21 protein-coding genes are annotated in these 19,528 nt (G+C 47.4%); 10 read left to right on the top strand and 11 right to left on the bottom strand.

The genetic code is table 11. From position 1 onward, the window contains the following. Positions 1-206: 206 nt before the first annotated feature. The 9 genes from DESGI_RS04520 to DESGI_RS24340 all read right to left on the bottom strand — a co-directional run bounded on the left by DESGI_RS04520 (position 207) and on the right by DESGI_RS24340 (position 8,258). A complete protein-coding gene (locus tag DESGI_RS04520) occupies positions 207-1,043 on the bottom strand; it encodes an HAD family hydrolase (protein WP_006521151.1) in 837 nt (278 codons plus the stop codon). Further along, a complete protein-coding gene (locus tag DESGI_RS04515) occupies positions 1,040-2,539 on the bottom strand; it encodes a cysteine protease StiP family protein (protein ID WP_337833192.1) in 1,500 nt (499 codons plus the stop codon). Before DESGI_RS04515 ends, DESGI_RS04520 begins: the two co-directional genes overlap by 4 nt. Next, positions 2,440-3,867: a phosphoribosyltransferase family protein gene (locus tag DESGI_RS04510; RefSeq protein WP_157872721.1), complete on the bottom strand. Its 1,428-nt coding sequence runs from the start codon at positions 3,865-3,867 to the stop codon at positions 2,440-2,442. Before DESGI_RS04510 ends, DESGI_RS04515 begins: the two co-directional genes overlap by 100 nt. Further along, positions 3,806-4,993: an HpcH/HpaI aldolase/citrate lyase family protein gene (locus tag DESGI_RS04505; protein ID WP_006521148.1), complete on the bottom strand. Its 1,188-nt coding sequence runs from the start codon at positions 4,991-4,993 to the stop codon at positions 3,806-3,808. The genes DESGI_RS04510 and DESGI_RS04505 overlap by 62 nt, the downstream gene beginning before the upstream one ends. Further along, complete coding sequence (locus DESGI_RS04500) at positions 4,990-5,760, bottom strand: TerC family protein (RefSeq protein WP_006521147.1); 771 nt, start codon at positions 5,758-5,760, stop codon at positions 4,990-4,992. The genes DESGI_RS04505 and DESGI_RS04500 overlap by 4 nt, the downstream gene beginning before the upstream one ends. Positions 5,761-6,094: 334 nt before the next feature. Continuing rightward, a complete protein-coding gene (locus DESGI_RS04495) occupies positions 6,095-6,673 on the bottom strand; it encodes a TerD family protein (protein WP_006521146.1) in 579 nt (192 codons plus the stop codon). A gap of 64 nt (positions 6,674-6,737) precedes the next feature. After that, a complete protein-coding gene (locus DESGI_RS04490; protein WP_006521145.1) occupies positions 6,738-7,355 on the bottom strand; it encodes a TerD family protein in 618 nt (205 codons plus the stop codon). 15 nt (positions 7,356-7,370) lie between these two features. Continuing rightward, a complete protein-coding gene (locus tag DESGI_RS04485) occupies positions 7,371-7,943 on the bottom strand; it encodes a TerD family protein (protein WP_006521144.1) in 573 nt (190 codons plus the stop codon). Between the two features lie 162 nt (positions 7,944-8,105). Continuing rightward, entirely contained in the window at positions 8,106-8,258 is a 153-nt protein-coding gene (locus DESGI_RS24340) for a hypothetical protein (RefSeq protein WP_006521143.1), read from the bottom strand. 232 nt (positions 8,259-8,490) lie between these two features. Between DESGI_RS24340 and DESGI_RS04480 the strand changes: the two genes are divergently transcribed. From DESGI_RS04480 to DESGI_RS04450, 8 genes are all read left to right on the top strand, one after another. After that, the gene (locus DESGI_RS04480) at positions 8,491-8,952 is read left to right on the top strand and encodes a hypothetical protein (protein WP_006521142.1); all 462 of its coding nucleotides are present in this window, start codon (positions 8,491-8,493) and stop codon (positions 8,950-8,952) included. After that, a complete protein-coding gene (locus DESGI_RS04475; protein WP_006521141.1) occupies positions 8,949-9,575 on the top strand; it encodes an accessory gene regulator ArgB-like protein in 627 nt (208 codons plus the stop codon). The genes DESGI_RS04480 and DESGI_RS04475 overlap by 4 nt, the downstream gene beginning before the upstream one ends. 13 nt (positions 9,576-9,588) lie before the next feature. Then, positions 9,589-9,720, top strand: coding sequence for a cyclic lactone autoinducer peptide (locus tag DESGI_RS23605; protein WP_006521140.1), 132 nt, complete (start codon positions 9,589-9,591; stop codon positions 9,718-9,720). A 99-nt stretch (positions 9,721-9,819) separates the two neighbouring features. Continuing rightward, the gene (locus tag DESGI_RS04470; protein WP_006521139.1) at positions 9,820-11,538 is read left to right on the top strand and encodes an ATP-binding protein; all 1,719 of its coding nucleotides are present in this window, start codon (positions 9,820-9,822) and stop codon (positions 11,536-11,538) included. Next, positions 11,519-11,830 carry a nitrous oxide-stimulated promoter family protein gene (locus DESGI_RS04465; RefSeq protein ID WP_006521138.1) on the top strand — a complete coding sequence of 104 codons (312 nt, stop codon included), beginning with the start codon at positions 11,519-11,521 and terminating at the stop codon, positions 11,828-11,830. Before DESGI_RS04470 ends, DESGI_RS04465 begins: the two co-directional genes overlap by 20 nt. A gap of 241 nt (positions 11,831-12,071) precedes the next feature. Beyond that, on the top strand, positions 12,072-12,413 hold the full coding sequence (locus tag DESGI_RS04460; protein WP_015617917.1) for a DRTGG domain-containing protein: 342 nt from the start codon (positions 12,072-12,074) through the stop codon (positions 12,411-12,413). A gap of 63 nt (positions 12,414-12,476) precedes the next feature. After that, positions 12,477-12,896 (top strand): ATP-binding protein, encoded by a 420-nt coding sequence (locus tag DESGI_RS04455; protein WP_245561184.1) that lies wholly within the window; start codon positions 12,477-12,479, stop codon positions 12,894-12,896. Position 12,897: 1 nt separating this feature from the next. After that, a complete protein-coding gene (locus tag DESGI_RS04450) occupies positions 12,898-14,208 on the top strand; it encodes a [Fe-Fe] hydrogenase large subunit C-terminal domain-containing protein (RefSeq protein ID WP_006521135.1) in 1,311 nt (436 codons plus the stop codon). 31 nt (positions 14,209-14,239) lie between these two features. Here the strand turns inward: DESGI_RS04450 and DESGI_RS04445 are convergent, their stop codons facing one another. Beyond that, the gene (locus DESGI_RS04445; protein WP_435050889.1) at positions 14,240-15,163 is read right to left on the bottom strand and encodes a selenium metabolism-associated LysR family transcriptional regulator; all 924 of its coding nucleotides are present in this window, start codon (positions 15,161-15,163) and stop codon (positions 14,240-14,242) included. A 301-nt stretch (positions 15,164-15,464) separates the two neighbouring features. Between DESGI_RS04445 and DESGI_RS04440 the strand changes: the two genes are divergently transcribed. Then, complete coding sequence (locus tag DESGI_RS04440; RefSeq protein WP_006521133.1) at positions 15,465-17,033, top strand: acyl-CoA carboxylase subunit beta; 1,569 nt, start codon at positions 15,465-15,467, stop codon at positions 17,031-17,033. Positions 17,034-17,124: 91 nt separating this feature from the next. Further along, entirely contained in the window at positions 17,125-17,385 is a 261-nt protein-coding gene (locus DESGI_RS04435) for a biotin/lipoyl-containing protein (RefSeq protein WP_245561149.1), read from the top strand. A 283-nt stretch (positions 17,386-17,668) separates the two neighbouring features. Here DESGI_RS04435 and DESGI_RS04430 read toward each other — a convergent pair whose 3' ends face one another. Beyond that, positions 17,669-19,381 carry an SLC13 family permease gene (locus DESGI_RS04430; RefSeq protein ID WP_006521131.1) on the bottom strand — a complete coding sequence of 571 codons (1,713 nt, stop codon included), beginning with the start codon at positions 19,379-19,381 and terminating at the stop codon, positions 17,669-17,671. Between the last annotated feature and the right edge of the window lie 147 nt (positions 19,382-19,528).

The following is a 19,528-nucleotide window of genomic DNA, read 5'->3' as shown; positions in this document are numbered from 1 at the left end:
TCCTCAAGTCAATACACTGTCAAAGCTGAGTAGACTGGGGCAATACAAATATTCTATGATTAATGTTATTAGTACTACAGCGTAATTTAAGATTAGCGGAGCTATGAGAACGGTTCAATCGCCATCGAGACGCGCAAATGTCCGCAGGATAAGACAATGGAAACGTCCCCGTGTCATGAACCAACCAACAATCTAATAGCTACTGGCTACAACAACTGCAGCACAGTCCTTATAATCTCCTCACCGGCCGCTATGCCAGAGGACTTGGTAAACACCCAATGTAGTTGTTGGTAGGTACGATGGTGTGGGTATGGGTGCTGGTTCGCATATGCGCTGTATTGGGAACCGCCATATTGTTCATATAGTTCACCGTGAGCAGGGGATATGGCATAATCCGCCCCCAGCACAAGGGGCAAGTCCAGTAAAGAATCCCCGGCGGCCACCACCTGGTCTTCACCCGCCATCTCCGCCACCCTCTGCAGTGCCGTCCATTTATTAACCACCCGGGGTACCAGGTAAAGCTTGCGACCCTGTAAGGACACGTACCAATTTTGTTTACCGGCCCAGCTGCTGAACTCGGCCAGTTCTTGCATCGGTACCTGATCCCGCTCCACGATGCAGTAATAAAATGCCTCGTCAGCATGCCGCATGGGGCCGGCCCATTGGTCAGCGGAAAGCCGGCTGAAACCTTTCAATATATCCGGCCCCGCACCGCAATCATTGGCCAGCGCCTGGAGTATACCCGTCCGGTAGGTAACATCCAGACTGCCGTCCACCAAAAGATGTGCCCCGTTACTGGTGACAGCACACCGGCACGGTAGCTCGTTTTGTAAAAAACCTATGCGCCGGTACTGTTCCACCGTCCTCGTGGTACAGGGCACTAAAAGTAATTTATCAGCTAGAACCTTGAGCATTCCGGCGGCATCTACCGTCATATAGGAGAGATAGGTGCCGGTTTCCACCGCTTTTACCGGGGCCGGGTAGTCGCTGAGAAATTTCTCTGAATAAATTAAGGTTCGGTCAAGGTCGCTGGCAAAAATCATGTCCTGTCCCCCATTGATTTAATCAGCCCACAGCAGCAATAACTCATGTGAGGGTATTCCTCCACCGGCACCCCTCTGTCCCGGGCCAGCAGCAGCACATGTTTAATATCGGCGTGTTTAATATCTTTAACTAGTATCTTCCAAGGCACCCGGCGCAGCAGCACTCTGGTGGTTTCCCCAACCCCTGGCTTGACCAAATTGATGCTTCCAATACCAAACTCAGCCTGGATGCGCACCGTTTCTTGCCTGCCCAGCCAAGCCGGGGCTGCATCCAAACCCAGGCCGGGGTTATGCTGCAGCATACGACGGGCCTCGTCCCGCACAGCGGCAAAATAGACGGCCACCGTGTCCACAAAATAATTGGAAAGGTCATCACGGGCCAAATTTCGATAAAATTTAGCACCGTGAAAATCCAGGGGGCCAATTAAATCATCCCGCAAAACCGTTCTGGACATTAAACCGGATACAGTGGCATTAAGGCAGGCGCTGGGAATTAAAAAGTCGTCCCGGGTGCCGAAAATATTAGCGCAGTGCCCCGGGTCAGCCAGTACGGCAATATCCTTAATCAATGTACCGGAATTGATGCCGAACTTGTGCTCAAAGTCCTCCACGGCTTTAATTAATTCCCTGGTAATGGCACCTTTGCCGGTCCAACCGTCAATGAACTGGATGCTGCAGCCCGGATGCCTTTGCAGTATATAAATGATGGCGTTTACGTCAATACCCCGGTCACGGATAATTGAAATGCTGTAATGGGGGGCATCAAGACCGTAAAAACACCGCAGGTACCTTTTAATAAGCACTCCTGCCGGAGTACCGGCCCTGGCCAGGGATACCAGCGCCACGCGGCGGCCCCGTTTACGCATAATTTGTTCTGCTACAATGGCCGCAGCCAGCGCCAACCGGCGACCTGTTTCCTGCAATGATTGGTGAAACAAATCAATATATTCCCGGGTGGGCTGATATTCAATAGGCAGCATTTCAGAATAATGCCGGCCGCTTTGCATAGCCTTTTCCCTGGCCTCGTTACCCTGCTCCACTACATATGGGCCAATGTCTTTTAATAAAAACACCACATCCCGGGCCGCATAGCTGCCCAGGGGAGCGGGGTCGGGCACGATCGGGTAATTACTAAGCATATCGCCATGCCTATCTGTTTTAGTTTGCACAAGCGTATATTTACTAGACAATTGCTTACCCAGCCCTGAACCGCAGTCGCCCATACTGTCCCGATCCGGGTTATGTTTATTCACCGTATGATTACCCAACTGCGCACTATGATTGTCTTCTCCAGCCCGCTCCGGGGGATGACTATCCACCAGATGATTGCTTAACCGAACGCCAGGGCTGGCTTGTTTATCTAAGTTCTTGCTGTAAATGGTGAAACACCTCCCGGCTAGCTGCAGAAAATAACAAATGTAATATTGGGTATACCTGCCTGTTGTAGTGCCTGAACCAGCGGGGCCACCTGCCGGGGCAGCACCTGGCGTTCCCAAAACACAAATACTTCATCATAGATACGGGGCGGTATATTATAAACATAGTTTGGCACACCTGGCCGGAAGGGGTCCTCAAAAGTGATGGCATATTTAACTGCATAATCGTCCCTTAGGTGGGGATGCACCGGGCTGCGAGTAGTGGACTGCACCCAAACGCCGGCTCCCATAAACCCGGCAACAAGAAAAGGTATATACATAAACTCACCGGTGCCCAGGCAAAGCGTTCTTTTGCCCTGCCTTTGACGCGCCAGTTTTTGACCCAGTGCCCTGGCCTGGTCGTGCAAAAGATTGTTTTGCTGTTCATCCAGGCCGAACCGTCCGGTAGAACCAAGATAGCCGGCCCTGGTGCCTCCGGAGCCAGCCACCTCAGCATGCACTGTCACACCCATGGGCAGGTGCAGCATACGCACCGCCCCGGCCGGGCCGCTTGCGCAGCTTGCGACAGCAAGGGGACTGTCCAGTACCGGGGAGGTACCCCGGGACCAAAAGCTTCCTTTTATAAGGGCCAGCACTTCAATCGGTACACCCAGCTCCTTTTCAAGTTGGCTGTAGTTTTGCATTGCCCGGTTAGAACGCCAATCCAGAATGGTTAAAACCACATACTTTTTCTGGGGGTACTTACCCTGGATAGTTTTTATGATATCTAGGCAGGTATTGCCTGAAGTGATTTCGTCGTCAATTAAAACCAGCAGATCATTGCCTTCCACCAGGCTGGCGTCACTGATCAGGCACCGCTGCTCCGGCGCGTGGCAGTGCGCCTCGGTAAAGAATAAAGTATCATAGGAGCCGGCCAGGTTTTCCCGCGTGGTATGCAGGTAACGGTGTCGGCCCGCAAAGCAGCTGAACACCGCATGACCGAGGGCGGTGGCCGTTTCTGCAAAACCAATAAACAGTGCCCGGCCGGGCAAATGATAGGGTTGATAGGGCTTATAGGGTTGATGTTTTTTAACATTGTTAGGGGAGCGAAAAGTTTGATAAGGTCCATTAACCGCCGGCAGCTGGCCGGCCCGGTCAAGGACCAGGGTATCCACAAAAGCACTTATTTGATGGTTTACAACCGGCAGCCCCAGGGTTTGGGCCAGCCTGGAGGCTAAAAGGAATCCCGCGATAAAAGGTGTCCCGGGACGCACCGGAATATGCTTACCAATCAGCTTACTGACAAATAAATAACTTCTTTTGGGGTTGTTTCTGGCAGCCATGGAAAAAACAACCTCCGTGGGCAGGCTAAAATAATTCTCCTCCTCCTTAATGCCCACCGTTAAGCTATCCAATACTTTGAAGCTTTTCTCCTTCGTAGATGATACTTGTGTAATCATACTTTTCATTGAGCACCCCATATATTTTAGATAACGTCATGATTCTTTTGGCCCAGTTGGTATGCGGTTTGGCTTCATTCATTTTGTTGTTATAAATACTTTTAGTAACTCCACCACTTTCACTGTTGGCCAGTATGTCCCTGGCATCGCAATATTCTTCGTGGGTCACAGCATACAAGGCCTGTACCGGCAGCAGGTGGGTGGGGTGAATGATGGTCTTGCCTATTAAACCGTTAGCCTTATCCAGCATTACTTCCCGGATAAGCCCGTCGATATAACTGCACAGAAGATTCTCCCTCAGTTTGCTGCCGTCACTGCCAAACTGCTCTTGGAAGGGGGTTTGTCTAAGCTGCGGCTTTAACACCCTGGAGCCCGAGGAAAAATATTCCCAGACCGGCCCGGATAACACATAACCGTCCTCGGGCCTGCCAAAAATATTCACCAAGTCGGCAATAAAATCACGAATCACCGCAATATCATATATGGTCAGCTCGGGACTCCTGCGCAGACCATATAAGCCTGATAAATCTGTGGCCCCCATGCGTACATTTAAAACAATATCTTTGTATCGATCCAATAATTTTTTTATATTTAAAAGGTGTGTGACCCTGGATTCCAGGTGAATCACCTGGGGGCTCTCCAATATAGGCATACCGTAAAACCTTTTTCCCAGCCGGGCGTTGGTTTCCGCCAGGTGAGCAAAGTATTCCCCACCTCTACCGACTTCAAATTTAGGAAAAACAAACCCGGTTAAAACATCCAGCGCCGTGCCAAAAGATCGGGTAATCCTTTGAAACTGTTCGGGATCCCTGACCCTGATAAAGATAAAGGGGAGTACACTCCCCTTTATCTTTAGGACAGACAGCTGACCAAGCTGCAGTACCAGGTTTTTTTCAGCATCGTCCACATCCCGGTCGTCCACCGCATCCTCCAGACATAACACTGTGGAAACTAGCCCGGGAATTTGATGATCAACTATACTGCTGATTGCCCTGTAATGCGTGCCGGGCATGTATAAGGTGGCCCCCAAAGCATGGGCCAGTGTATGCTTATCGTTATCCAAAGGACCCTGGTAAGGAGAGATATAAAATATCCTTTGCTTTTGTTCATCAGTTAGATAACTAAAATAACTCATGCCTCTTTTTTGCCACCTTCACGCATGCGGTCCAACACCATGGTACCCAGCAACACCGCCGCCATAACTCCAAATAGTACGTAGTGGGAAACATGGTAGCCAAAGGCCTGGCCCATTAGTTTGCCACCAATCAAGGCAATTAGTACATAAGCGGCGGATTCCAGGGTCGGGTATTTTTCCAGCCATTTAATAAATATGGTGGCTACGCCCCGCATCATCAAGATACCCAGCAGACCACCCATAAATAATACCCAGACTTGATCGCTCATGGCAAAGGCAGCCAGGATACTATCTACACTAAAGGAAATATCCATTAATTCAACGGTAATTACTGTACCCCAAAAGGTATCCCAAAAACCACCTCTCCTCACCTTGGGCTCATCATCATGATCATCAGCGGCGGGTTCCGCTTGTTTTCTGGACATAAAGTATTTGGCGGACATCCATAAAAGATATCCCGCCCCCAGTATCTGCACCCATTGTATTTTAATTAAATAAGCACCTAATCCAATGGCTACAAAGCGGAAAAAGTACGCACCCCAAATACCGTAAAGAAGCGCTTTTTTCTGCTGGTGCTTGGGCAGACGCCTTACCACCACGGCCAGAACCAGCGCGTTATCACAGGATAACAGGCCTTCCAATATGACAAGCCAGAAAATGATGCCCCAACTTACCGGGTCAGTGACCACCCCAACTATGGCATCCCAGGAAAAGAATTGCCCATAGCTGACCAGCAGCCCCGATAGAAATCCTGTTATTGCATCCAATTCTTCAAAATTCCTCCTTAGTATACATCACGTATAGTTTGATAAAGCGTCAGGGCCCTTTCCACCCACATGGCTATTACCAACGCACCGGCTTAAGCCAACAGATATCAACAGGGTGTGCACAGGCATCAGCCAGGTAATCAGCGCCAACGATAGCCGGTGCGGGTAATAACAAAAACCAGTCCGTTGTTATTACCAATACAACTAAAGGCAAGGTCTTGGCAGCAAAAGTAATTCTACAGCCGGCCAAACAGCAGGTCTAGGATAAAGGGGTGCCAAAATGTGCACCCCTTGCATACAGTTAGTGGTATTATGCTTGAAAAGTTTAATCTTATTAGCCGGCGTTCAAACCATAGGTTGCAGCCAGCGCAGCCAGGCCACCCTGGAAACCACTGCCCACGGCACTAAATTTCCACTCGCCGTTATGGCGATATATTTCAGCCACCACAAGGCCAGTTTCAATTGAGTAATCCTCACCCAAATCATAGCGAAGGATTTCTTCGCCATTGTCTTCATTAACTACCCGTGCAAAGGCATTGGACACTTGACCAAAATTTTGGTTGCGGGTATCAGCCTCGTGGATATTAATGCAGATGGCAATTTTTTGTACCTCGGCGGGAACACCGGCCAAGTTTATTTTAACCGTTTCATCATCGCCTTCCCCTTCACCGGTACGGTTATCCCCCGATAGAACAATTGAACCGCTGGGATCCTGTTTGTTGTTGTAGAATATAAATGCCCCGTCACCGGTGGCCTTGCCTTCCGAGTTAACCAAAAAAGCCACGGCATCTAAATCAAATTCGTTGCCACCATCATATTTATTGGTGTCCCAACCAAGACCCACCATAATTTTAGTCAGGCCGGGGTTGGTTTTGGTTAAATCTATTTTTTGACCTTTGGCCAGTGATATCATTATATTGAACCTCCTGTTTTACCCTTTATCATATCCCCTGTCTATTATCTCTGACATTATATACCTATAAAAACCGCCTTGATAAGCTTTGTAATCCCGGGTCTGTGGTAGATTCGCCCAAAGCGGCAAACTTCCACTCCCCTTGATGGCGGTACACTTCTCCGGTAATCAGCGTTGTCTTGTTCTCATATCCTTCGGACAAGTTATATTTGCATAGTTCCTGATTATTTGAAGTGTTTACAACACGAATAAAGGCATTGCGAATCATACCAAAATGTTGCTTGCGCTTTTCACAGTCGTAGATATTCACCACAAACACCAGCCGGTGCACATCAGCAGGCACCCTGGACAAGTCCACCATAATTTGTTCATCATCGCCATCGCCCTCTCCGGTGAGATTGTCACCCGAATGGCGCACGCTACCACAGGGGCTTGTCTTATTGCCGAAGTAAACGAGGTTTTTATTCTTAGCCAACTTACCTTTGGCATCAAGCATGAACACAGAGGCGTCGCAGTCAATATTACTGGTCTTAGCTCCCCCGCCAAACAAACTGCCAAGTAAGCCTTTCCCGCCACCACCATGATTATCGGCGGGGTCCCAGCCCAAACCCACCATAATTTTAGTTAAGCCGGGGTTGGTTTTAGTGAGATCAATCTTCTGCCCTTTTTGTAGGTTAATCACTTAAATGCTCCCTTCTTATTCCAAACCATACAAGCGTACCAGACCAGCCAATCCGTCATTAAATCCCTGGCCTACAGCGGCAAACTTCCACTCTGCACCATGCCGGTAAAGCTCTGCAAACACCAGAGCAGTCTCAATACTATAATCCTCACTGAGGTCGTAACGCAGTAGTTCCGCGCCTGAGTTTTCGTCCACTATGCGGACAAAGGCGTTGGATACCAAACCAAAATTCTGGTTGCGCTCACTGGCCATGTGAATGGTCACAGTAAGGGCAATTTTGTGAACATGAGCGGGCACTTTACTTAAATCAATTTTAATTTGCTCATCATCACCTTCGCCCTCACCGGTAAGGTTGTCCCCTAAATGCTCGACAGAACCGCTGGCGTGCTTTAAGTTATTATAAAATACAAAGTCATCGGCACTGGCGCATTTACCGTTCTCACCCAACAGAAAAGCCGATGCATCTAAATCAAAGTCGGGACCGTCAAATTTATTGGTATCCCACCCCAGACCGGCAATAACCTTGGAAAGTCCGGGTCTACCTTTCGTTAAATCCACCTTTTGTCCCTTTTGTAAATTAACCGCCAAAACAAAACCTCCTTTTTTACTATTTAACAAGCATATTTGTTCATTTTTTCTCTATATCTTAAATTATAATTTTTTATACGTTCCATTGCAAGTTGACAAAAGCATGTAATACCAGATTCTCAACGCTGAAGGACCTAACATCTTGCAATTGCTTGGCCAGATTTACTTGGAGTGATCCGGCACAGAGTCGCTGTGCCACTGCAAATGTAGTATTCCCAGTGCCTCACCATGGGCCATCATAGGCACACACAGGTAGCCCCTGGGTAAAGGATCGCTTAAATGACGGCAGTATAGCCACAATTGACCGTTTTCCATTAGGTACTGCCTCCCGCGCCTTAAGGACCAGCAATCGTTGGGATTAAAAACAGGTTTAAGCTGCTGAAATATGACGATTGGTGTCACATTTTTACGATCGAAATATGCATTCATTTAATAGGATTTTTTGGCAAGCTGTAGAAAGATGAAATAATAATAATATGAGATTTCAACATTTTGCAATAATTGCCAGTTTTTGACTTTCCTGCTGACAGCTTAACGAGGTGCAATAATGATTGAGACATTATTATTTTATCTACAGGGAATACCCGAACTTGCGGGCATTATTGCCTGCAGCCTGGCTCTGGCCAGAGTAAAACTGCGCTGGGGAGTGATCCTGGCTTTCGCAAGTATTTTGACGATAGTAATTTATATTATTCGGAACATGCCTGTCACCTTCGGGCTGCACACCGTGGCGTTTATTTTATTGTGCGTGCTGTTTATCGCCAAGGCCACCAGGGTACCACCTTCCACAAGCTTTGTTGTCGTGTTCGCTGGTTATGCCATTCTGTCGCTACTGGAGCTTACCATACATGAACTGTTTATTTTCCTTTTACAGGCGGAAGTCAGCCAGTTGATATCCGATGAGTATACGTGGTTGCTAATAGGGTTGCCCCAGGCATTTATCATGATTGCCATTGCCCTGGTTATTGCAAAGTACAGAAAACATCTGGAAGGTATGTGGAAAATATGAGCTATCTATCCTTCAGCAGGCGCTGGGCCAGTTACCTGAGTCGCCAAACCGACCTCCCGGCAGAGCAGGAAACCATCCTGGCATATGTTATTGAGGTGTTGGCCTTAAACTTTTTGAACATTTTCTGCACGCTTCTGCTGGGAGCTTTCCTGGGAGTACTGCCCGGAGTCGCAACTTGCCTGGTTGTAGCAGTATTATTCAGGCACAGCGCCGGAGGAGCACATTCAAATTCCCCCTTGCGTTGCGCCGCTGTCACCGTTGTCATATTTCCCCTGCTTGCCCTGCTGGGTGCATATTTCAGCCGCTTGAACCAAGGGTTTGTTGACATACTATCAGCCGTAGCCTTTGTGGTGGGAATAACTGCTATGATAATTCTGGCCCCGGTGGATTCTCCCGCCGCCCCCATCACATCGCCCCTCCGGAGGAAAAAGCTGAAATATATCTCCATTACCTTTGTGGTGTTGGTAACTGCTGCGGCAATGTGGTTCAGGGACAGCCAGTGGCAGTATGCCGAAATAGCCCGTGCCTGCATCAGTTTAACTTTGCTGTGGACAAGTTTTACGCTCACCGTTTGGGGACATAAACTAATGTCAATTATTGATACTATCTCATTCAAAAAATAAAGGGGGTGTAACGATGAAAAGGGTTATGGCCAGATTGTTTGTATTTATGGTCTCGGTACTATTGTTTTTAGCCAGTGTTACCGCGGCCGGCGCATGCGCGATGTCCCACTATCAACCCGAGGTACCTGAAGCACTGAGGAAATAAGAAAATTTTCATCTTGAATTTTATTATGTTTGGCTATTGCATTGGGGGTGGTGATTTCCACCCCTGACTTATGAAAACGTTACAAAGAGGGTGAAGAGCATGATAACGGACAATATGCCCTATAGAGAAAAAGAGCTACAGGAATATTTGATCACTACGCATATGCTTTGCCTTCTGGTCATGATATCTTCACTGGTTCTCAGTAATAAATTTTTTATACCGGCCCAGATATATCCCATAATTAATCTTCGCTTTTTTGTAGGAGTGGGATTAATTGCGTTAGGCATTGTTTTTATTTTAAAAACAAGAAAGGACTTTTTATTAGATGATATTAATACTATTTCATTAACCAAGGCAACTTACTTATCTTTTCCCCTGGTTATAACATTGGTTACCCTGCTGGCTGTAGACAACAGCATTGATGACATCGAAATCATCCTGCTGCTACCCGTTCTGGTAGCTGCTTCCATGGCCGGTAAAACAGGTGGGTTAGTTATGTCCACCCTGTGTACTTTTGTACTGGTTTTGTATAACACCTTTACAGCAGGCCATACAAATATTTACCAGGCCATAGAAGCGCATCTGCTTTTTATTGGTATGTTGTATGTAATGGGCTGGCTTGTGGGCGGGCTGACCAACTTGGAGGCGAACCACCACAAGCATTTAAATCAAAGCTTGCGCTCCCTGAAGGAAGAAATCGCCTCCAGGGAGAAAGCCGAAGAACAACTCAAAGTTCTATCCTGCGCCGTGGAGCAAAGCCCGGCGATGGTGGTAATAGCGGACACCGGCGGTAGGATACAGTATGTTAATAACAGTTTTACCCACATCACAGGCTACTCACTCCAAGATGTTGACGGCAAAGAGATTGTGGAATTTTTAGGTGACCGGATCAACAATTTAGAACAGTTATCGGAGATAATTAAAACCGGCGGGGAATGGAAAGAGGAAATAATCAGCAAAAAAGAAAACGGGGAATATTACTGGGAAAATGTTTGCCTTTCTTCCCTGAGGGATTCCGGGGGCCGGATTACACATATTTTAAAATTTGCTGAGGATATAACCGGGGAAAAGCAAATGGAAAAGGAAATGGCCAACCTGGACCGGCTTAACCTGGTGGGTGAAATGGCTGCCGGTATAGGTCATGAAATAAGGAATCCCATGACTACGGTGCGAGGTTTTTTACAAATACTTAGCGCCAAGGAGGACTGCCTGAGGTATAAAGAATACTATGATTTGATGATTCAGGAACTGGACCGTGCCAATTCAATAATCTCGGAATATCTTTCTCTGGCCAAGGACAGACCCGTTAATTATAAAATGCAGAACATCACAGCCATTGTGGAGGCCATGGCCCCGCTGATGAATGCGGATGCCGTAAACTCGGATAAAATTATAATATTGGACTTGCAGGAGGTGCCTGATCTGCTGCTTGATGAAAAGGAAATCAGGCAACTGCTGCTGAATTTGGTTCGCAACGGACTGGAGGCCATGCAACCCAAAGGCAGGCTGATTATAAAAACATCTATAGATAAAGATGAAGAAGTGGTTTTATCCGTAAAGGACCAGGGCTGCGGCATTGCCCCGGAGGCATTGAATAAAATCGGTACTCCCTTTTTTACTACCAAGGAAGAAGGAACCGGCCTTGGTTTGGCAGTTTGTTTCAGTATTGCTGCACGACATAATGCGGCCATAAAAATAGATACCGGCACCGGGGGCACCACTTTTTCCGTTGTTTTTAAACAGGGTGCTAGTTCATCAAAGGAACAAGGCAGGCCCCACTGGGCAAGGATTATAGACTATGAAAAAACAAGTCATTGAGGCCGAAAAAGACACTATATGCAAAATGATCAAACTGTACTGCCGCAAGAAACACGGCGCGAGGCAAGACCTGTGCCATGATTGCCGGGAATTATTGGTTTATGCTTCTAAAAGGCTGGATAACTGCCGGTTTGGCAATGACAAGCCCACCTGTGAAAAATGCCCTCTGCACTGTTACAAGCCAGAAATGCGAGGCAAAATCAAGAAAGTAATGCGTTTTTCAGGCCCTCGCATGCTTTACATACACCCGCTTGATGCTATCAGACATATGTTAAAAAACAGATCGTCTTAGCGGTGATTACTATGCTTCTCATCTTCCTGTTTTTATGTCTCTCCATCCGAATCGCATGCCCCCTGCCGGGGAATCTAGGAAGCACGACTACCAACTTCCCTAAACCCATAAATCAGTGATTGATTTAAAAAAGCAGATACGTTACTATTTAAGCACAATGGTTTTGATAAGTGGTTAAGAATTGAATTATTAACCACTTAATCCTCTAATAAACATTTTTTTAACAGGCGGGTGAGGGGCTATTAAACTGCATGAAGTAAAACACATACTGGACGCAGAGGTAATATGCGGTGAAGATTTACTGGATACCGAAGTTGGTTCGGGCTTTGGCTGCGATTTAATCAGTGATTCTTTGTGTTTTTCCCGGCCGGATTGCCTTCTGATAACCGGGCTTACCAACATCCAAATCGTCAGAGTGGCTGATATGATTGAGGCCAACGCCATACTATTTGTGCGCGGCAAAAAGCCGGGACAAGATATCATCCAGCTGGCCATAAATAAAAAATTACCGCTGCTGATAACCAGGCGGTTTCTCTTTGAAAGCTGCGGCCTGTTGTACCAGCAAGGTTTGCTTAGTTCATAAATTATCCCGGGATGACTATACCTTAACAATATGAAACAACAGAGAGAGTGATAAATATTGCAAATGGAGTTCAGTGTCCAAGGTATGGACTTCAACCGGGCCGGTGAAGCAGCCGCCCAAATAAAAAAAGCCCTGCAGCTGGTGGGCATGCACGTGGACACCGTGCGGCGAGCCGTTATTGTCGCTTATGAGGCCGAATTAAACATTGTCATTCACGCCCGGCAGGGTCGCCTGGCGGCATACATTCACCCGGACCGTGTGGAAATAGAGGCGGTGGATGAAGGACCGGGTATACCCGATATATCCCAAGCTATGCGGGAAGGTTATTCCACCGCCCCCGACCACATCAGAAAAATGGGTTTCGGGGCCGGCATGGGACTGCCCAACATTAAAAAAAGCGCCAGCCACATGCAGCTTACTTCAGAGGTTAACGTAGGCACGCGGCTTACGGCAATCATTAATAACCAAACAAGCGGTGATTAATATGCCACACTATTTTCACTCGGTCATGCTGGACCGGGATAAGTGCAAAGGATGTACCAATTGCATTAAACATTGCCCCACGGAAGCCATCCGAGTGCGCGAGGGACAGGCCATCATTATCGAGGAGCGCTGTATAGACTGCGGGGAATGCATCCGCATTTGCCCTAACCGGGCCAAGCTGGCCATTACCGACCCGCTGGAGAAGCTGGCGGACTATCAATACAACATCGCCCTTCCGGCCCCATCACTATATGCCCAGTTCGGACCGGATGTACTGCCCGGCAACATACTGAGCGCCCTTTTAAAGATAGGCTTTGACGAGGTATATGAAGTTGCCGTGGGCGCCGTGGCCGTTTCCAATCACCTGCGCCGTTATATTGAACACCGTCCCCGGCCCCAGCCGGTGATTTCCTCGGCCTGCCCGGCGGTGGTACGGCTGATGCAGGTAAGGTTCCCCGGCCTTTTAGAGCACATCGCCCCCATAGAAACCCCTATGGAGGTCTCAGCCCGTCTGGCCCGGGAGAAAGCCCGGCAGGAACACGGCCTGGCCGATAAAGCCATAGGTATATTCTTCATTACCCCCTGCCCGGCCAAGGTAACCGCCGTTAAGCAGCCATTTGGGAAGCGTTCCTATGTGGACGGGGCTTTTTCCATGTCCGACATCTACGGCGCTATACTGCAACGGCTTTCAGACGCAGCCGACGATTCGCGCAACAGCCTGTCACCGGCCCTGGGTGTAGGCTGGGGTAAAACCGGCGGCGAAAATCACGCCATCAAGGAACACGCGCTGCTGGCAGTGGATGGTATACACAATGTAATTAATGTATTGGAAGAGATTGAGCGGGGTGAACTGGCAGATATTGATTATGTGGAGGCCCAAGCCTGTACAGGAGGGTGTATCGGCGGTCCCCTGACCCCCCAGAATCTTTTCGTGGCCCGGGTACGTATGGAAAAGCTGCTGAAAAAACTGGCCGACTGCCGGCAGCCGTTACCTGACTTCCCCAGCGACCCGGATTATTACCGACTCCCCGGTCCCATCCCCCCGCGTCCCACACTGCAGCTAAGTGACGATATCAACCAGGCCATCACCATGCTGGAGGAGGTAGAGCACATCACCGCCCAGCTGCCGGGTCTGGACTGCGGTTCCTGTGGCTCGCCCAACTGCCGGGCACTTGCGGAGGATATTGTCCGGGGTTACGCGGAAAATTCCTACTGCGTGTTTAAACTAAGGGAAAGATTGCAGCTGTTAGCCAGCGAAATCGTGGATTTAGCCCATAAGCAACCACCGGCAATGGGGAAGCACGTGAAGTAAGGAAGCAAGAGAACCGTCCCCCTGCTTCCCCCTAAGATCTTTGAATAAACCGTTGTTTGATATCCTCATCACTGATAAATGAACGAAATGCTCTTGAAACCAAGCTTTCCTGGTCGGGTCGGTTCCAGGCCAGGTACAGCTCATAGCTTAGTTTTACCCCGGGCACCGTCACCTCGCCCAAAGCGCCCCTTTCCAGCAGCTCAGCCACCGCCCAGCGGGACACAACACTGATACCCAGCCCCAAGCGCACCGCATTAATTAAAGCCTGGGTACTGCCCAACTCCAACAGGCTGGTGAACTGATCCAGGGTAACATTGTGTTTTAAAAACTGCTGTTCCAGAGCCTGCCTGCTACCCGAACCAGTTTCCCTCACTATAATGGACTCGTTAGTCAGCGCTGCCAGCGGCACCTCCTCCCCCTTGATGGGGTGCCAGGGCGGGGTGATCATCACCATATGATCGGTTACCCATGGCTCGCACTCCACACCCTCGGCCTTGACAGGACATCCCGCTATTCCTATCTCCACTTCCCTATCCTTTAACCACTGGGAGACCTGGGCACTGTCCCCCACCCGCAGGGCGACCGATACCGCCGGGTATTGCTCACGAAAACCACCGATAAACAGCGGCAGCAGCCATTCTCCGGCCACCGAAGTGGCCCCCAGCATCAGGTACCCGGCCTTAACCTCACGCAAATCGTCTATACCAGCCTTGATTTTATTATACTGACGGATCATCTGCATAGCAATTGGATATAACAGACGGCCAGCTTCAGTGAGTACAACTTTTTTATCGGTACGTTCAAAAAGTAATATGCCCAGTTCCTCTTCCAAAGACTTGATCTGAAAACTCACCGCCGGCTGGCTCGTATCCAGCTGCGCCGCCGCTTTGGTGAAGTTTTTCAACTGGGCTATTAATAAAAACGCTTCCAGCTGTTTAATTTGCAATCTAATCACCACTGATATTTTAGATTTTCATAATGCTTCGGATGGTGGGAGCAAGGGCATGAAAAGTACGAGATCGATTGCAGCAATGTATATAATTATTGTTTGAATGACTTGGTCAATTATTTTTATTTGTTTCACCACTCTATATGCTTACTCCTTTAATTTCTTTCGATGTGTATAGATTTATTTTTATTAAATTACTACGGCAGTTACACATAATATGAACATTTGTAAAAGGATTTTATTAGCAATTAAAGAAATAAAAACTAAGGAGAATTATGTAGCATTGCAGCAAAAAAAATTATAGGAGGTGTCCATAATTACTTGGAAACCTGAAGTTGATGAAATAGAAAGGCGTAAAAAAATCGCTTACCAAATGGGCGGCGAAGAGGGAGTTAGAAAACAGCATAGTAAAGGCAAAATGACAGTTCGCCAGCGAATCGACGCACTTGTTGATACCGGTTCTTTCTCGGAAACAGGGGTTATGGCGGGAGAAGCAGCTTATGAAAAAAATAATTTAACCAAGTTTATTCCCTGCCCCATAGTAATGGGCCTGGCAGATATTAACGGGCGTAAAGTTGCAGTACATGGAGACGACTTTACCGTAAAAGGTGCTTCTGTTGGGAGAATGTACAAAGCAAAACTGGCATATATCACAAAAATGGCTCACGAGCTCAGGATTCCGGTCGTACGCTTACTTGACGGCGCGGGTGGCTCTATTAAGGAAATAGCTCAAATAGGCTACACTGAATTACCAGTTATAACTGATGCTGCATCCCAACATATGGCAGAACTTATGTCCATGGTACCGGTGGTTTCCATCGGTATGGGACCGGTTTCCGGCATAGGTGCTAAATTAATGGTAGCTTCCCACTTTTCAATAATGGTTAAAGAAATGTGCCAGGTTTTTGTGGGCGGACCTCCTCTTGTAAAATGGGCTTTTGGCCAAGATATTTCTAAAGAGGACCTGGGTGGTTATAAAATTCACGCCAGCATAAGCGGTGTGGTAGACAATGTAGCTGATAACGAAGAAGACGCCATGGAACAAGCTCAAAAATTTTTGGATTACTTACCCACCAATGTCTGGGAAATGCCTCAGCGCAAGTACCAGGAGAAAGATGACAGCCAACGCCAGGAAGAAGAACTCTTATCCATAGTGCCCAGAAAACCTCAAAAAACTTATAACATGCGTAAAGTAATTGAACTTATATTCGACAAAGATTCATTTTTTGAAATTGCCAGGTACCAGGGGCAGTCGCAAATAACCGGGCTTGCCCGCTTAAATGGCTTTCCCGTTGGCGTTCTTGCCAATAATAATAAATTCAGGGCAGGAGCCTTCGCCTGGGATGTAGCTGAAAAATTCCAGCGTTTTGTTGACATGTGCGATACTTTCCATATTCCAATTATAAATTTAGTAGATCAGCCCGGTTTCTTCATTGGCAGGCAATCCGAAGAATTTGGCACGATTCGTAAAGGGGTCAGAGCAAGCTTTTCTGTTCTCCAAGCAACCATTCCATGGGCAACCATATATATACGCAAGTGTTTTGGAGTCGCCGGGGGAGCCCAATCAAATCCTAACCAATTAAATTGGCGTTATGCCTGGCCTTCAGCAGTTTGGGGCAACATACCTGTTGAGGGAGGTGTTTTTGCCGCCCATCGTAGTGAAATAGAAAAGTCGGAAAACCCTACGACACGCCTTGATGAACTTATGGAAATGTACAGAGGATATGCATCTCCCTTCCGAACAGCTGAGGCATTTGGTATAGAGGACATAATAGATCCCAGAGAAACCAGGCCCCTCCTGTGTAAGTGGATAGAAATGGTTTATCCAACAGAACAGTTAAGATTGGGCATAAAAACACGAGGTATGAGGTGTTAAACAGCTGCTTTTGATCAAAAAATGCTTACCAATGCCGGCAGTCACGAAGCATAGTGATTAAAAACCATTTTCATGAGTGGCTTGTGAGAAAATGATTATTGGTATTAGGAGAGATATGGAGAAGGAAGGTAATAAAATGATTGGTAGTGTATTATCCCCGATGCCGGGAATTATTACTGAAATTTTTGTCCAAGTTGGAGATAAGGTTAATACCGAAGATGAATTAATGATCTTGGAAGCAATGAAAATGGAGAACCCAATTGTTGCACCGGTTCCCGGCACAGTTTTAGAAATTAAGGTAGCAGTGCAGGAACATGTTCAATCGGATCAAGTTTTAGTTGTTATTAAATAAAAAGGTAGATGATATTTTAACCCTATTCAAAGAGATAATTTAGCGGCCGTTAAAAATGCCTGTTACGTTATAAATAAATTAGACTTGGATAATAACACAGTACCTACTAAATTACATTTCTTTAATTGAAAAGGCGAAAGCCGGCATATTAAAACCGGCCTTCGCCTTATTGATTCGTTTTTATGACAACCAAATTACCTGTGAATTCCGGCAACTATAACCGTAGAGTTTTGAGCTTAGCTTTTAATCAACTAATCATGCCATAGATAAAAACCATCAATTTTTAGTTAATCCAGGTCGGCAAAGTGGTAAAGCTTATGCCCCAAACCAACGGTAGGTAATAGATGGTAAGGGCTGTGATGGCCAAAATTCCAAAAATATTTAACCAAAAACCTGCCCTAACCATCTGCGGTATGGTCACATAGCCGGTTCCAAATACAACTGCATTGGGCGGCGTAGCCACCGGCAGCATAAAGGCGTAAGAGCAAGCAATGGCCGCAGTAATCATTAGAACGTAGGGATGAATACCCATGGCTACACCCATGGAGGCCATCACCGGCATCAGCATGGTAGCGGTAGCCGTATTGGAAGTTACTTCGGTCAGGAAAATGGTCATGGCGGTAACTGCCAGCACAATTACCAACATAGGAGCACCTTCGAGGCCGACCAGCCTGGTGGCGATCCACTCGGCCAGGCCACTGCTTTTAAAGCCGCCGGCCAGGGAAATGCCCCCGCCAAAAAGCAATAGAATCCCCCAGGGGATTTTCAAAGCGCTCTCCCAATCAAGCACGAATTGCCCCTTGGCCAGGTTTACCGGCAGTAAGAAGAGCAGTAAAGCCCCTAAAATACTGATAGTGGCATCATTAATCATGGGAATAAAATCTTTCAATACGAAGGAACTTGAGATCCACAAAAGCGCCACCAGAACAAATACAGCAGCCACCTGGGTCTCGGCCTTGCTTATGGGGCCAAGTTTCTGAATTTCATCATTAATTACTCTCATCCCGCCCGGAAGCTCTTTTATCTTGACGGGGTAAGCCACGCTGGTCAAATACCACCAGGCAAAAATCAAGGTTACAACAGCGAGGGGAATGCCGTAAGCCAGCCAGGAAGCAAAGGATATATCCTGGCCCCACATCTCCTTGACCACGCCCACAAAAATTCCGTTTGGCGGAGTGCCTATAATGGTTGCCACGCCGCCGATGGAGGCCGCATAAGCAATCCCCAGCATAAGTGCAGTCCCAAAATTAAATTTACCCACCGAAGTATCGATATCCGATCCCTGTTCCTTCAGCAAAAGGGCGACTTGCAAAATTACCGCAAGTCCAATGGGCATCATCATCATAGCTGTCGCGGTGTTGGAAATCCACATGGAAAGAAAAGCTGTGGCAACCATAAAGCCGAGAATAATTGTTTTAGGGCCTGTACCAACCAATTTGATGATGTTTAAAGCAATGCGCCGGTGCAGGTTCCAGCGTTCCATAGCTGCGGCGATCAAAAAACCTCCCATAAAGAGAAACACTGTATTGTCACCATAGGATGACGTTGTGGTTTTAACATCTTGGGCGCCCAATAAAGGAAACAACACTATGGGCAAAAGGGAGGTAGCCGGGATGGGAATGGCCTCGGTAATCCACCAGGTGGCAATCCAGGCTGTACTGGCCAGTACTGACTTGGCTACCGGCGTCATATCAGCAGGCGTAGGCATTAATAAGACCAATAAAAACAAGCCGGGTCCCAAAAAAAGGCCAACTTTTTTGGCCAAGTTATAGCTCCCGCCGTTAGAACCATTATTATTAGATCCACCGGAATTGCCGCCGCCCGGGGAGCCAGCGCCTCCGGGCAGCACCTGATCAGCAAGTTTACGCTCTTTTTTAGACAAATTGCCATTATCGACCATGGCAACCATATCGAAACGCATTAGTCTTTTGGTCTGCTTACTAAGCTGCCACATATACTGCCAAAGGCTCTGTATACTGCTACTAAGACTACTCATAGAAGCCACATCTCCTTTATGTTTAGTATTCTACTGACTAATTGACAGGAGAAGGATTTGTCATATGTATCTTTCGGATTAAATCTTTAATGTTTTATATTACGAATGTTAATATTCGGTTCCACCATTGTGTACATGTCCATCACA

Source organism: Desulfoscipio gibsoniae DSM 7213 (assembly GCF_000233715.2).
Taxonomy (GTDB): domain Bacteria; phylum Bacillota; class Desulfotomaculia; order Desulfotomaculales; family Desulfallaceae; genus Sporotomaculum; species Sporotomaculum gibsoniae.
Note: the sequence above shows the minus strand (reverse complement) of the source record. Positions and strands in the feature narration are given on the sequence as shown.

What these genes read in the sequence shown, in the direction of transcription:
- DESGI_RS04520 (WP_006521151.1), bottom strand. Translation starts at nt 1,043, where the DNA reads ATGATTTTTGCCAGCGACCTTGACCGAACCTTAATTTATTCAGAGAAA.
- DESGI_RS04510 (WP_157872721.1), bottom strand. Translation starts at nt 3,867, where the DNA reads ATGAAAAGTATGATTACACAAGTATCATCTACGAAGGAGAAAAGCTTC.
- DESGI_RS04505 (WP_006521148.1), bottom strand. Translation starts at nt 4,993, where the DNA reads ATGAGTTATTTTAGTTATCTAACTGATGAACAAAAGCAAAGGATATTT.
- DESGI_RS04495 (WP_006521146.1), bottom strand. Translation starts at nt 6,673, where the DNA reads ATGATATCACTGGCCAAAGGTCAAAAAATAGATTTAACCAAAACCAAC.
- DESGI_RS24340 (WP_006521143.1), bottom strand. Translation starts at nt 8,258, where the DNA reads ATGGAAAACGGTCAATTGTGGCTATACTGCCGTCATTTAAGCGATCCT.
- DESGI_RS04480 (WP_006521142.1), top strand. Translation starts at nt 8,491, where the DNA reads ATGATTGAGACATTATTATTTTATCTACAGGGAATACCCGAACTTGCG.
- DESGI_RS04475 (WP_006521141.1), top strand. Translation starts at nt 8,949, where the DNA reads ATGAGCTATCTATCCTTCAGCAGGCGCTGGGCCAGTTACCTGAGTCGC.
- DESGI_RS23605 (WP_006521140.1), top strand. Translation starts at nt 9,589, where the DNA reads ATGAAAAGGGTTATGGCCAGATTGTTTGTATTTATGGTCTCGGTACTA.
- DESGI_RS04470 (WP_006521139.1), top strand. Translation starts at nt 9,820, where the DNA reads ATGATAACGGACAATATGCCCTATAGAGAAAAAGAGCTACAGGAATAT.
- DESGI_RS04465 (WP_006521138.1), top strand. Translation starts at nt 11,519, where the DNA reads ATGAAAAAACAAGTCATTGAGGCCGAAAAAGACACTATATGCAAAATG.
- DESGI_RS04455 (WP_245561184.1), top strand. Translation starts at nt 12,477, where the DNA reads ATGGAGTTCAGTGTCCAAGGTATGGACTTCAACCGGGCCGGTGAAGCA.
- DESGI_RS04450 (WP_006521135.1), top strand. Translation starts at nt 12,898, where the DNA reads ATGCCACACTATTTTCACTCGGTCATGCTGGACCGGGATAAGTGCAAA.
- DESGI_RS04435 (WP_245561149.1), top strand. Translation starts at nt 17,125, where the DNA reads ATGATTATTGGTATTAGGAGAGATATGGAGAAGGAAGGTAATAAAATG.
- DESGI_RS04430 (WP_006521131.1), bottom strand. Translation starts at nt 19,381, where the DNA reads ATGAGTAGTCTTAGTAGCAGTATACAGAGCCTTTGGCAGTATATGTGG.